Source organism: Mycobacterium hackensackense (genome assembly GCF_025822555.1).
GTDB lineage: Bacteria > Actinomycetota > Actinomycetes > Mycobacteriales > Mycobacteriaceae > Mycobacterium > Mycobacterium fluoranthenivorans.
Genome location: NZ_JACKUC010000038.1, coordinates 99,870 through 112,501, shown reverse-complemented (window position 1 = coordinate 112,501; position 12,632 = coordinate 99,870). Strand labels below are relative to the sequence as shown.

Below are 12,632 nucleotides of genomic sequence, written 5' to 3'. Positions count from 1 at the left end.
TGACCTGTTGGTAGTTTGGCCAATTGCATTGGCGGGCAAACGCAACCGTACTTCGACGATGCGCCACCTCGGCGAGACTGTCCTGGCCTTCAACCGCGCGCGCGGAGATCGGCGCGGCTCTCGTTGTACCGCAGGCGGTTGCGAGCCGCGTTCACGCTTGGTGGCTACATGAGCTCCGCGGTCACCCGACCCCAGTGAAGCCTGCGCCGACGATGTCGAACCCTGCGGTGAGCAGGTCACGCAGCGCTTGGGCGCCGTTGGCGGGATCCCATGAACGGTAGGCGGTGGTGGCGGCCGCGTCGGCCGCTGCGACGAGCAATGCGGCATGAAACGGCGTGCTGCCGGCGGCGATCGCGCGATCGGTCGCCCACCAAGTGAGGGCGTGTCGGAACTGGTCGCCAAAGGTTCGCCCGCTGCTAGCCAGTGCCGGGTTGCGTTGCAGGACGTGGCGTTGGACTTCGATCTGCTCACTGACCGAGTCAACGGTTCCCACGAGGATGTGCTGCAGCGAGTTCCATACCGGCTCAGCGGCGGGGCGGGCATCGAGGAGCGCGAGATAGGCCGCGAGTTCGGAGGGGTCGGCGTCAAAGACCACGGCGTCCTTGGAGGCGAAGTAGTTAAAGAACGTGGCACGGGAGACATTGGCCTCAGCGGCGATCATATCGATGCTGACGTCGGCGTAATCGTGCACTTCCAAGAGCCGAGTGGCGGCGGCACGGATGTCTCGCCAGGTTTGAAGCTTCTTGCGTTCCCGTAGGCCCAATGGCCGTTCGGCGCCCTGCCCGAACTCGGGGGCGCTGCGGGCAGCCCGCGAACGGCCGGATGGCCCTGGCGAGGAGACTGCTAACATGCACTGAGTCTAACATTAGATTCGGTTGAAGTTTCATCATCGTAGTCCCCGCGGCCCCCGCTGGTCGTCAAGCCATGCAACGAATGGAGTTCGACAGTGCGTACAGAAGAGGATTCGTGGAGCCCCGCAACCAGTGTCGGAGCGACTGCGACGATGGCTGCCGCAGCTCGGGCGGTGGCGACCAGAGCCCCCCAAGCGATCATCAACGACCCGTTCGCCGAGCCACTCGTACGCGCGGTCGGCACCGACTTCTTCACGCGTCTCGCTAGCGGTGACCTGGAACTGGCAGACGACGAACCCACAGCACTGCGACGGCTCACCGATGGAATAGCCGTGCGCACATGGTTTTTCGACGATTTTCTCCTGCGCGGCGGTGAGGGCGGAATTCGGCAGGTCGTCGTTCTTGCCTCGGGTTTGGACACCCGCGCCTACCGGCTGCCGCTGCCCCCAGCTACCACCGTGTTCGAGATCGACCAACCCGACGTCGTGGCATTCAAAACCCAGGCACTGCGCTCTCTCGGCGCCACCCCCACTGTCGATCACCGCCCGCTGGGTGTTGACCTGCGCAACAACTGGCCCCAAGCTTTGAGCGACGCGGGCTACGACCCGTCCCGGCCCACTGCCTGGATCGCCGAAGGCTTGCTCGGCTATCTCCCCCCTGAGGCCCAGGATCAGCTGCTGGATGCGGTCACCGCGAACAGCGCCCCTGGCAGTCGATTCGCCACCGACGGCCTGCCGAACTTCACCACGATGACCGCTCAGGACATCCAGGCGATGACCCGGACGCTGACCGAACGTTGGAGGCCCCTGGGTTTCGACATCGATCTCAGTGAGTTGGTCTACCTCGGCGACCGCCACCGCATCGAGCCCTACCTGACAGCGCGGGGATGGACCGTTGAAGCGGTGAGCACCGCCGAACTGCTCCCGACATGCGGGCTGGCACCACTAGGCCACGGCGAGGTGCCCTTCGGAGACGTCATCTACCTGAACGCCACGCGACCGGAAACGCGGTAACACCTCGTGACAACCTCCTCGAACTCCCCAGAAAATGCCGCCCCCTCCCCACCAGTCATCGTGATCACCGGCGCCACCAGCGGAATCGGCGAACTCGCCGCCATCGAACTCGCCCGCCGAGGCGCCCATCTCGTCCTCACCGCAAGAAATCCCGAACGCGCCGAGCAGACCATCGCCCGCATCCGGCAGGTCGCCTCGACCGCCATCATTGATGTCATCAATGCCGACTTCACCAGCCTGGCCAGCACCCACAGCGCCGGAAAGGCGATCAACGACCGCCATGCGCGCATCGACGTACTGATCAACAACGCCGGCGTACACACCATGAGTCAACGCACCACCGTCGACGGGCTCCCCGAGATGATCACCGTCAACTACCTCGCCCCATGGCTACTCACCGGCACCGTCCTACCCGCCCTGAAACGCGCCCCCGCCGCCCGCATCGTCACCGTGGCCTCCCAGGCCTCTCGCCGCCACGGCAGCCTACGGATACCCGCAGATCTCAACGACACAGAACCATTCAATCCCCTGCAATCGGCACCGCTCTACGGCAAAACGAAACTGCTCGACATCATGTTCAGCCTCGAACTAGCCACTCGAGTTAGCGAAACATCCGTCAAAGCAATGTGCCTCAACCCTGGCTTCAACACCACCGGGCTGGGCCGCGAATTACGCTTCGCTGCACCACTGGAACGCATCCTGCGCACACTACGCATCGGTGACCCCCACAACGGCGCTAACCTCATCACACGCATTGCCACCGAAACCGACCTGCAATCGGGGTTCTACTACACCGGCAAGAATGCCCGGCCTATCACACCCGTAGCACCCGCCGATGACCCGGGCGCCCGACACCAACTGTGGAACGCCACCGCCCAACTCCTCAGCAGCAAGGGCTACCACGACATCTACTAACAGCCCGCGCACTCTCCAAGCGCAGCCTGAGGTCGTCGTCTCGCGATCACCGACCACTAGAGCACACCAGTTCTTCGGGTGCACACCTGACGAACACGGCGGAATCGAATATGGCGGGTCACCGGCAAAGTGCGCCGCGCGCTACCGATTGCCCATACCGATCGCCGTGGACGCCTCGCTATGTGCAGTTCGCCGATCACGGCACGGGATAGATCCGCGTTTTCGGGTCGTCGATCGGCTGACACCTGGACGATCCGGTTGTGGTCACCACAGCGCTGGTATGTTCTTTTCCGACAGCGTCTAGGGTTCCGACGTCCGCGTGCCTGGTCCGAGCGACGCCACCGCGACTCCCGATGTGCCGCGGTCATCTTAAAGGACAAAAGCCTGGAGGATCTCCCGGCGGTGCACCCTGCGCCGCCGAGAAGGTCCAGCATGCTTACTCTTTTCGGTTTGTTTCTCATCGCAGTCGGCGCGGGCGCGCTGGGCGGTGTGGTCGGCACCGGCTCGTCCTTGATCTTGTTGCCAATTCTGGTAATGGCCGATGGTCCCCGCACCGCCGTTCCCGTGATGGCCATCGCCTCGATCGCAGGCAACGTGGCCAAGGTTGCAGCGTGGCGGAACGTGATCCAGTGGCGCCCGGTGCTGGTTTACGCGATACCGGGTACTCCTGCGGCGGTGTTCGGTGCTCACACGCTGATGACTGTTCCACCACGCCTCGTCGACGGGCTTTTAGTGGTCTTCTTCCTCGCGATGATCCCGCTTCGACGGTTGGCGGCGGCTCGTCAGTGGCGTGTCCGGCTGTGGCAGATGGCCTTTGCGGGGGCCGCGGTCGGATTCTTGACCGGGCTGATTCTGTCCACCGGACCGATGAGCGTTCCGATCTTCACCGGCTACGGCCTCAGCGGTGGTGCGTTTCTAGGCTCGGAGGCCGCGGCAGCGGTCGTGCTGTACATCGGCAAGACAGCGACGTTCGGAGAGATGAACGCGCTCGACGCCACGATGATCGTTCACGGTCTGGTCATCGGAACTGCAATGGCGATAGGGCCTTTCATGGTCCGTGGCCTCGTGCGGCGTGCGAACCCGAGGACGTACGCCTTGCTCATTGACGCCGTGCTGGTGGCCGCCGCTTGTGGCATGCTGGTCTCGGCGGTGACGTACTGAGCATTCGGGATGCGGTAGAACACGCCCAGCGCGCCGACGGGCATCCGCAAAATGACCCTTGATCCGAACTCTTATCCACACCTGGAGAGGTCGACGATGTCAAGAATCCGCCGGGTCCGGGTGAGCATCGAAGGCGACGTGGCGTTGGCCTTTCCTGTTGCAGGCGGACAGCACCTCCCCTGCCCTCCTCTACCCATCACCACCCCTTAGTCGTCGTGCGCTCCTCGTATCGTCCTCGGCTTGCGTCGTCTCCATTGGGATTCGTTGCGTTGCATCTGTCAGGTTCGTGTCGCTGCTACCTCGACCTGTTGGACGATGCCGTGTTTCAAGAGGCCCCAGGGACCCGAGCGTCGGACGTGGACGCTCGAGGCTTAGCGCGACGGTGGCGCGGGTATCGAGGTGAGCTGGCCGTCGCGGGGCGTCGGATGGGCGGTCAGTTCCTCCAGCGGTACCCAGGGGTGGTCCACGCCGAATGCATGTGGGCCCCACACCGCCAATGCCTCCGGCGTGCGCATGATCTGCGGGGTGGAGATGCCGACGACCCGTACCCGCTGACCGAAACGTAACGCTTCGCTGGTGATCGCCGTGCAGGTCTCGAGGTCGAGCACCGTGATCAAGTCGGGAACGACCGCGACGACGCGCTCACCGCGGCGCGCGACGACGTTCTCGTTACGGAAGTCGATGGTGAGAAGTTCACCCCCGTCGAACGGAGCCAACGTGACGCGGCCCTGGGTGAAACCCCCGACCACCGACCGCTCGACATCGACGATCTTGCCTTCCAACAGCGACGTCGCGTAACCGTAGATCGAGTCGCGGACCGCGGCGACCAACGCCGCGAACGGGTCAGCATGCGCTACCCGTGCCTCCCGGATCGCGCGGCCGATCTGCGCTGCCAGCGACAGCGTGCGCGGGATGCCCGTCCGCTTGAGGTCCGCACCACTCATCGGATACTCGGCGATGAACGACGCACCGCCCATCTCGATAGTGACCACTCGGGCCAAGCGCTCCATCCGGACGTTGTCGTCGCCGGTGTCGACGAGGACGGTGTCCCCTTTCTCGTCGGCGATCACCAGCGGTGACCCGGCAATGCCGTAGACGCCGAACGTCTCCATCTGCAGCTCGGGGAATGCCCGGCCCATCCCGTCGGCGTCGACCACCGGGATACCGGCCCGGGCGGCCACCAGCAGCGGGATCATCGAGTTCAGCCCGCCGCACTCCATCGGCACCGTCGCGTCTGCGGTCCGACCGAGATGCGCCTCCAGCGTCCGCAACGACGTCACCGCCTCGCTGCCATTCGACAGCTTCTCGACGACCACGCTGGGGGCGCCCATCATCGCGGTCGAGATGACGAAGTCGTCGTCGTCCAACTCGTCCGGGTCGACGATCTCGACCGTCAGTCCCTCGTCGAGGGCCTGCTGTACCAACAACCGGCCCACCAGGGGGTCTCCCCCGCCGCCGGTCGCCATGATCGCCGCACCGGCCGCCATGTCCGCCAACATCTCCGGCGTCAGCATGCGGCTCACGTCTGGGCTCCCATCGGCAGATCACCGACGGCCTTGACGCGGATCCGCACCGCGTTGCCCGGCAAGTAGGCCAACGGCACCTCGTCCACCTCCACGATCTGGATGGACGCCGGGGCCGCACCCGCCGCCATCGCCCGGTCTACTGCCTCCTGTTTGGCGGTGTCGAGCACCGCCTCGCGTTGGCCGGCAGGCACGCTGAAAATTCGGTCGACCTCGCCGCCGACCTGCGCGATGGCCGCGCCGATGGCGTTGGCGACCGCGAAGTTCTCCGGCCGGTGCACGCTGCGCGCGCAATCCAGTTGCGTGGGAACGAGAATCGAGCCACCGCCGACAGCCACCACATCGACCGGGTCGGCGGAGGTCCGCATCCGGTCGACGGTGTCGGTCAGGATCCGCCGCACCGCGGCCAGCGCCGCCCGGATCTGTGCATCGCCGACACCGGCGACCAGCGTCGCGTCACCGATGTCGGCCAGCCCGGCGGCGACCACGATGTCGGTGGCCGTCAACGTCGAACCTCCGAACACCATCGCTTCGGTGCCGATGCGGTAGCCAACCGAATCCGGGCCCACCGTGACACCGTCAGGGACACCGTGACCGCCCTCGCGTACCCGCGACCCGCCGCCCAGCCCGACCGAAAGAACGTCCGGCATCCGGAAATTCGTGCGGATTCCCTCGACCTCGACCTCGAGCGCGGCTTCCCGCGGATAGCCGTTCTGCAATACCCCGACGTCGGTGGTGGTGCCGCCGACATCGACGACGACGCATTCGGCGAGCCCGGACAGGAACGCCGCACCGCGCATCGAGTTGGTCGGCCCGGAGGCGAACGTGTTCACCGGATAGCGGCGGGTGAAGTCCAGGTCCATCACCGTGCCGTCGTTCTGCGAGACGAACAGTGGCGCATCGATGCCCAGATCGTGCATGGCCTTCGTCAACGCAGCGCTGATGTCACGCGCCAGGCCGCGCAACGCGGCGTTGATGACCGCGGCGTTCTCCCGCTCCAGCAGCCCCAGCCGGCCGATCTGATGGGACAGGGTGACCGGCACGCCAGGATGTTTCTGAGCGATCAGATCCTCGGCGAGCAACTCGAACTCCGCATTGACCGGCGAGTAGATCGACGAAATCGCAATGCTCTGGGCGCCGTTGGACAGCGCTTTGTCGACCGCGTCGAGCAGTTCGTTCGGGCGCAGGGCGCTGATGACCCGGCCGTCGAATTCGTGGCCACCGTGCACCATGTAGGCCTGACCGGCGATCGCACCGACCATCCGCGCCGGCCAGCCCACCAGCGGCGGCAGACCGGAGCCGGCGGGCAGGCCCAGCCGGATAACCGCGGTCGGACTCAGCCGCTGACCCTCGACGAGCGCGTTGACAAAGTGGGTGGTGCCGATCATCACCGCGGTGGCGGTGCCGACATCCGCACCGGAGAGCTCCCGTAACCGGCCCACGGCGGCCGTGATACCCGAGGTGACATCGGCGGTGGTCGGGGTCTTCGTGCCAGCGATCACCACGCCGTCGTCGAGCAGGACAGCGTCGGTGTTGGTGCCGCCGACGTCGATGCCGATGATCACGCGGCGACCCCGAATCGCGACGGCTGAATCGACAGGGGTTTCAGCAGACCGACTTTGGCGAACAGGAAATAGCCCACCATCGCCACGACCAACGAGTTGAGCGACGAGATACCCCAGGTGACGTAATAGCCAACGGCGGCGGCGAGCAACCACACCACCAGCGTCCCGATGACCAGGGTCGGCTCCTGGGCGGGCAGGCCGGCGGCGCTGCGGTCGAGTTCGGCACGCCACGTCCGCACCAGGAAGTACTCGGTGGCCATGATGCCGGCGATCGGCGGGATGACCACGCCCAGCACGGTGAGGAAGTCGATGAAGTGGTCGAGGATGCCGAGCGCTGCGAGCACCGATCCGGCGATCCCGACGATGATCGTGACGATGCGACGGTTCACCACCACGCCGAAGGACGTCTGCAGGGCGTTGACGATCCCGAGTGTCGACGAGTAGAGATTCCAGTCGTTGATCTTGAGTGTGCCAGAGATGATGATCAGTGTGCCGACGAAACCCGAACTGCTGGTGACGATGTCGACCACACTGTCGGTGCGCAGCGCATGTGCGAGCAGCACGCCGGCCAGGCACATGACCAGCTCGCCCAGCGTCACGCCGAGCAGGGTTTGCTTCACCACGTCGCGGGCGCTGCGGTTGAACCGTGTCATGTCCGGGGTGGTGACCATGCCGACGATGAAGCCGCCGGCCACCAGGGTCGCGCCGGCGCCCAGCGACAGCACCGGCCCGGCCGGCTGACCTGAGACCAGCGAATCGAGGTCGTACTCGGTGAGTTTCGCGATCACCAGATAGCCTGCCAACAGGATGAACGCCGGCACGGTCACGTACGCCACCCACGCCATCGAGTTGAACCCATAGACCACGATGGCGGTGACGGCCAGCCCGAACAACAGCGACCACAGCCAGATCGGCCCCACCGGGATGATGGTCTTCAGGCTTTCCGCCGAGACCGCGGTCTGCACTCCGAACCAGCCGGTGAGGCTGAGCGCGATGACAATACCGATGAGCCCCGAGCCCCAGCGGCCGAAACCCGTCCAGCGGGCGATGACCGACGTCGACAAGCCTTCGCGCTGCCCGATGATGCCGGTGAAGACGCCGACGACTTCGAGGATGACCGCGCCGAGCACCACGGCCAGGATCGCGTTGGTGAAGGTCATCCCGAAGCCGAGCGCGGCGCCGAGCATGAACTGCGATAGGCAGGACAGCTGCCCGAAGCGCTGGATGCACACACTGAACCAGTGATGGCGCGCCTCGGCGGGCACGCGGGTGAGCGCATAGTCGTCACCGTGCTCCGACACGGGTGCGACGACCGAGGTGTTTTCGGTGGTCATGACGGCTGAGGCTACGACGCCGGAGCGGTGCCGTCAGTGGGCACAGTGCACACCCGGCGTGCAGTTCTGAGTGCGGGTCGGACGTGGCGCGTTACCCGCGGTGACGTCGGCATTGCCGGGAATCACAGGGCCCGGCAGGCGATGCGAAGGGCCAGCCGGGTGTCGTCGTCGTCGAGGTCGACGCCGAGCAGCGACCGGATGCGGTCGAGCCGCTTGAGCACCGAGTTGCGGTGCACACCCAGCCGTCGCGCCGCCGCCGCCGTGGAGCATTCCGACAGCAGGTACACGTTGAGCGTGTCGAGCAGGGCATCGTCGGCCGCCGACCGCAGCGGCTCCAGTAGCAACTGCGCGCGCTGCCGGGCCTGCTCATCGGTGACCGCGGTCAGCAGGTACTGGCGCGGGTTCGCGTCGCTGGCCGTCTCGACCGGACGCCGGCCCGGAGCATGCCCGGCGATCCGGCACAGACGTGCCGCATCGTCGATGGCGCGCACCAGCCCGGCAATGCCGTAGTCCGCACCGGCCACACCCGCCGCGATGTCGTGCTCGGCGAGGTCGGCGACGATCTGGCGAACCTCGTTGGCCCGCAACGCCTGCTGCGCATCAGTGGGCCGAGCCGGGGTGCTGGTCCACCAGACCCAGCCCTCGGCCAGCGGCACCGCGGGCACCGTCAAACCGACGGCGACGAGCGCGTTCTGCAGCGCGGTCAGGACCAGGGAGCGGTCGACCCGGCCGTGTTCGGGTCGCACCATGACCGCGGTATGGAACCCTTCCAGCTGCCAACCCAGCGCGACCGCCTGCTCAGCGCGGGGGCCGTCGAGGGTCCCGGTGGTGAGCAGGTGAGTGAGCAGCGCGCCCTGGCTCGCCTGGTCCCAGGCCGCCGACAACGACGACCGGGCCGCCCAGGCCGACAACCGCAGCAGTCCGAGACCGGCGACCGCCCGGATGGTCTCGACGTGGCCGTCGGACAGGCCACTCGGTGCATGTACCGCGCAGGTGAGCCGTGCACCGGCTTCTCGACCCGGCGGAGTAGACGCGGTGATGGTGCCGTTCGGTGCGCCGCCCGGTCCGGCGAGCACGACGTCCGACGGACCCAGCACACTGACTGGGTGACCGAGCACGCCGGACAGTGTCTTCGCCACGCTCGACGGGGTGTCGGCCAGCGCCAACCGCGCCGCCGCCTCCGCGCACTTGAGGCCCCGCTCGGCCAGCGGCCGGCGCAGGTGGACGCGGACGGCGAGCGCGGTTTCCCAGCGGTCGGCCGGCAGTCGTACCAGCGGTAAGCCGAACCGATCGGCCAGCCAGCGGGTGGAGACCAACACGTCGTGCTCGACGATGACGGCGGCCGTTTGGCGTTCGGCGAGGCCGGGCAGCGACAGCTCGGTGGCGAGGCTGTCGCCGGAGGTGAGGAACGCGACGCTGTGCTCGGGCACCGTGCGCTCAGCGCGTGGGGCGATGATGTGGGCATCGTGAGCGGGCCGGTCCAATCCGTTTGCGCCGCCGAGTATCTCGGCACCGGCGAGGTCGGGTAGGGCGAGCACGTCTCGCACGGTGGCGATGTCAGACACCAATGACCCCGAAGGCCGCCGGTGTCACCTTGTGGTGGAACCGCGGCTCCCGCCAGCGCGGCGGGGCGGGCAGCACCACGACGTCGACCTCGGTCCCGGTGGCCAGCACCGTCTCGGCCTGCAGCGGACGACCGTCCCTGGTGCGCATCAGACAAATGATCTCCGGTGTGCTGGCGACGATTTCGCCATCGACCACGACGATCAGGAACTCGTTGCGCGCCTCCACGCGTACCACCGCGGCATCGCCGGAGCCCCGGATCACCACCGAGCCGATACCGCCGTCGCTGATCCGGCGCCAGCGGGCGTCGGCAACGCGACCGGTGGCGACGCGGCGAGCGCCGTGCTGGTCGATCAGGGCGTCGACGACGACGCGCGGTTCGGCGTCGGCGACCGTGCGGCCCAGTGCCAGTGCCCGGCGCAGGGTGCCCGGGATGCCGGCGGTGCGCAGCCGCTCAAGCGTCGCCGGATAGCCGGCGAACGCGCACCAGCCGCCCATGGACACCGCTGCGGCGCGAATGAATTCCTCGGCGGTGCGCCCCCGGACGTCTTCGTAGAGCACGGTGCGCCCATAGCTGTCGGTGCACACGAACGGCGCGATGGACACGCCGTCGACGTCATAGGTCGTCTGATCCAGCCAGGACAGCGCCCGGCCCATGCCGTCGCAGTCGACCAGCGGCAGCGCACCGGCAACCGCAACCACCAGGGCGGCGAAGATGTTGGCGCCCGCGCTCTCGTAGTTGGTGACACACGCTGGCATATCCGGGAATTCGCGACGGACCCGGTCGACGGCCCGGGTGAACTCGGTGCCCTGAGGTGAGCGTTCGTGGAACGACAGCAGCGATCCGACCAAGCCGGTGGCGATGGCGAGCGCGTCGGCGGGCAGGTCATCGATGTCGTGCACCGGCAGCTCCTCACGCTCACCGAAGGCATGGGCCGCCAACGCCCGGAACCAGTACGGCTGGCCGCCGCCGCCCGAACCCAGCAGCGCGGCGCCGGTGGCGAGGGTGTCCAGATCGTCCCGCCTCAGGTGCCACATGGTTTCCGCCCGATCAGTTCTCCGCGACGGTCAGCCGCAGCGTGACCATGTCGCCGTCGTCGATGCCCCAACCGTAGGCGACCCCGATGGCGCCGTCCTGCAGAACACGGCCTGGGCCGTTCCGGTGTGAGCCGGTTCGAGCATAGTCTGGCGGCCACCGTGAAATCCCGATCCATCTACGAGGCCAGGGATAAAGCCGGGGTCGTGACCGAGAACACTGTGGCCCCTGGTCACGTAGGGCCCGGAGGGTCCTCAGCGACTGACGGTATGAACTCCTCAACTTCGTAGGCAAAGTCGTCTGGCGAGTGCGCGAACGCCCATTCCTCCCGCTGCACGACGACCTTCGCGTTCGGCATCGAGACGTTGCCGGCGGCGTGGCCGGAGTGCAAATGCGAGTTCACCACGTGGCGGATCTCGCCGGGGTCGACCTCCAAAGCCCGCAGTCGAGCGTCAACGCAGACGGCGCAGCCGATGCCTCAGGTGCCGAATCAGTCGGCGCAAGAAGAGCTCGCCGCGTGCGGGGCTTCAGCACGCGTCATCGCCAACCCAACTCCGGCGCGACATGCTTCAGCAGGCTCTCGATCACGTGAGCGTTGTAGTCGACACCGAGTTGGTTGGGGACTGTCAGCAGCAGGGTGTCGGCTGCGGCGATGGCTTCGTCCTCCGCAAGTTGCGCAATGAGCTTGTCAGGCTCCCCCGCATAGGTCTTGCCGAAGCGAGCTGTTCCGCCGTCGAGAAAGCCGACCTGGTCGGTACTGTTCTGGTTGTGCCGGAACAGCTGCTTATCCAGGTCGCTTACGATCGGAAAGACGCTGCGACTCACCGAGACTCGCGGCGCGTGCTCGTGACCAGCTGCCCTCCAGGTGTCACGGAAACGCTGGATCTGCTCGGCCTGCAGTTGATGGAAAGGCACGCCGGTGTCTTCGGTGAGCAACGTGGAACTCATCAGGTTCATGCCTTGCTGCGCCGCCCATTCGGCGGTAGCACGGCTGCCCGCGCCCCACCAGATCCTCTCGCGCAGCCCCGGAGAGTGAGGCTCGATCCTCAACAAGCCGGGCGGGTTGGGGAACATCGGGCGAGGGTTGGGCTGTGCAAAGCCCTCCCCCTTCAGCACATCGAGAAACAGCCGTGTGTGTTCCCGTGCCATCGTCCCGCCGTCGGCGTCGTCCGCGCTGGGCGCGTAGCCGAAGTATCGGTATCCCCCAATCACCTGCTCCGGCGATCCGCGGCTGATGCCCAGCTGCAGTCGGCCACCCGAGATCAAGTCCGCCGCACCCGCGGTTTCTGCCATGTAGAACGGGTTCTCGTAGCGCATGTCGATGATTCCGGTTCCGAGCTCGATGCGGCGAGTGCGCGCGGCCGCCGCGGACAGCAACGGGAACGGCGAGCCGAGTTGCTGGGCGAAGTGGTGCACGCGAAAATAGGCCCCGTCAGCACCGAGCTCCTCCGCGGCGACGGCGAGTTCGATCGACTGCAGCAGGGCATCCGCCGCAGAGCGGACCCGCGAATGCGGACTGTCCGACCAATGCCCGAACGAGAGGAAACCTATGTTCTTCACGGGTGTTAGTAACCAGCCGCAGCAAAGATGAATTCCTCACCCGAACATGCCTGCTCCCGTGCACTGAGGGTTTCGCTGTCAACGTGAAAGCTCCGCCGCGGCGGCCCGCGT

11 protein-coding genes are annotated in these 12,632 nt (G+C 66.7%); 3 read left to right on the top strand and 8 right to left on the bottom strand.

Annotated elements, in window-relative coordinates; all coding sequences use genetic code 11:
* Positions 1 to 181: 181 nt before the first annotated feature.
* Positions 182 to 850 carry a TetR/AcrR family transcriptional regulator gene (locus H7J86_RS29240; RefSeq protein WP_267295220.1) on the bottom strand — a complete coding sequence of 223 codons (669 nt, stop codon included), beginning with the start codon at positions 848 to 850 and terminating at the stop codon, positions 182 to 184.
* Positions 851 to 1,003: 153 nt separating this feature from the next.
* Here H7J86_RS29240 and H7J86_RS29235 point away from each other — a divergent pair, with 153 nt between their 5' ends.
* The 3 genes from H7J86_RS29235 (at position 1,004) to H7J86_RS29225 (ending at position 3,940) form a co-directional block, all read left to right on the top strand.
* The gene (locus tag H7J86_RS29235) at positions 1,004 to 1,864 is read left to right on the top strand and encodes an SAM-dependent methyltransferase (protein WP_267295218.1); all 861 of its coding nucleotides are present in this window, start codon (positions 1,004 to 1,006) and stop codon (positions 1,862 to 1,864) included.
* Between the two features lie 60 nt (positions 1,865 to 1,924).
* Positions 1,925 to 2,779, top strand: a complete 855-nt coding sequence (locus tag H7J86_RS29230; RefSeq protein ID WP_267295217.1) for an SDR family NAD(P)-dependent oxidoreductase — start codon at positions 1,925 to 1,927, stop codon at positions 2,777 to 2,779.
* Positions 2,780 to 3,229: 450 nt separating this feature from the next.
* On the top strand, positions 3,230 to 3,940 hold the full coding sequence (locus H7J86_RS29225) for a sulfite exporter TauE/SafE family protein (RefSeq protein WP_267295215.1): 711 nt from the start codon (positions 3,230 to 3,232) through the stop codon (positions 3,938 to 3,940).
* A 371-nt stretch (positions 3,941 to 4,311) separates the two neighbouring features.
* On the opposite strand, the gene H7J86_RS29220 is transcribed toward H7J86_RS29225, so the two are convergent.
* The 7 genes from H7J86_RS29220 to H7J86_RS29195 all read right to left on the bottom strand — a co-directional run bounded on the left by H7J86_RS29220 (position 4,312) and on the right by H7J86_RS29195 (position 12,521).
* Complete coding sequence (locus H7J86_RS29220; RefSeq protein WP_267295760.1) at positions 4,312 to 5,454, bottom strand: S-methyl thiohydantoin desulfurase family protein; 1,143 nt, start codon at positions 5,452 to 5,454, stop codon at positions 4,312 to 4,314.
* Between the two features lie 5 nt (positions 5,455 to 5,459).
* Entirely contained in the window at positions 5,460 to 7,028 is a 1,569-nt protein-coding gene (locus H7J86_RS29215; protein ID WP_267295213.1) for a hydantoinase/oxoprolinase N-terminal domain-containing protein, read from the bottom strand.
* A complete protein-coding gene (locus H7J86_RS29210; protein ID WP_267295211.1) occupies positions 7,025 to 8,362 on the bottom strand; it encodes a purine-cytosine permease family protein in 1,338 nt (445 codons plus the stop codon). Before H7J86_RS29210 ends, H7J86_RS29215 begins: the two co-directional genes overlap by 4 nt.
* Before the next feature lie 122 nt (positions 8,363 to 8,484).
* On the bottom strand, positions 8,485 to 9,927 hold the full coding sequence (locus tag H7J86_RS33475; RefSeq protein ID WP_267295209.1) for a helix-turn-helix domain-containing protein: 1,443 nt from the start codon (positions 9,925 to 9,927) through the stop codon (positions 8,485 to 8,487).
* Entirely contained in the window at positions 9,920 to 10,963 is a 1,044-nt protein-coding gene (locus H7J86_RS29200) for a DUF917 domain-containing protein (RefSeq protein ID WP_267295207.1), read from the bottom strand. The genes H7J86_RS33475 and H7J86_RS29200 overlap by 8 nt, the downstream gene beginning before the upstream one ends.
* Positions 10,964 to 11,193: 230 nt before the next feature.
* The gene (locus tag H7J86_RS33660) at positions 11,194 to 11,397 is read right to left on the bottom strand and encodes an MBL fold metallo-hydrolase (RefSeq protein ID WP_372517348.1); all 204 of its coding nucleotides are present in this window, start codon (positions 11,395 to 11,397) and stop codon (positions 11,194 to 11,196) included.
* A 101-nt stretch (positions 11,398 to 11,498) separates the two neighbouring features.
* Positions 11,499 to 12,521 carry an LLM class flavin-dependent oxidoreductase gene (locus H7J86_RS29195; protein WP_267295206.1) on the bottom strand — a complete coding sequence of 341 codons (1,023 nt, stop codon included), beginning with the start codon at positions 12,519 to 12,521 and terminating at the stop codon, positions 11,499 to 11,501.
* Positions 12,522 to 12,632 lie beyond the last annotated feature (111 nt).

Bases quoted from the DNA above. Each gene is read 5' to 3' on its own strand.
- H7J86_RS29240 (WP_267295220.1), bottom strand. From the start codon at position 850: ATGTTAGCAGTCTCCTCGCCAGGGCCATCCGGCCGTTCGCGGGCTGCC.
- H7J86_RS29210 (WP_267295211.1), bottom strand. From the start codon at position 8,362: ATGACCACCGAAAACACCTCGGTCGTCGCACCCGTGTCGGAGCACGGT.
- H7J86_RS29220 (WP_267295760.1), bottom strand. From the start codon at position 5,454: ATGCTGACGCCGGAGATGTTGGCGGACATGGCGGCCGGTGCGGCGATC.
- H7J86_RS29235 (WP_267295218.1), top strand. From the start codon at position 1,004: ATGGCTGCCGCAGCTCGGGCGGTGGCGACCAGAGCCCCCCAAGCGATC.
- H7J86_RS29200 (WP_267295207.1), bottom strand. From the start codon at position 10,963: ATGTGGCACCTGAGGCGGGACGATCTGGACACCCTCGCCACCGGCGCC.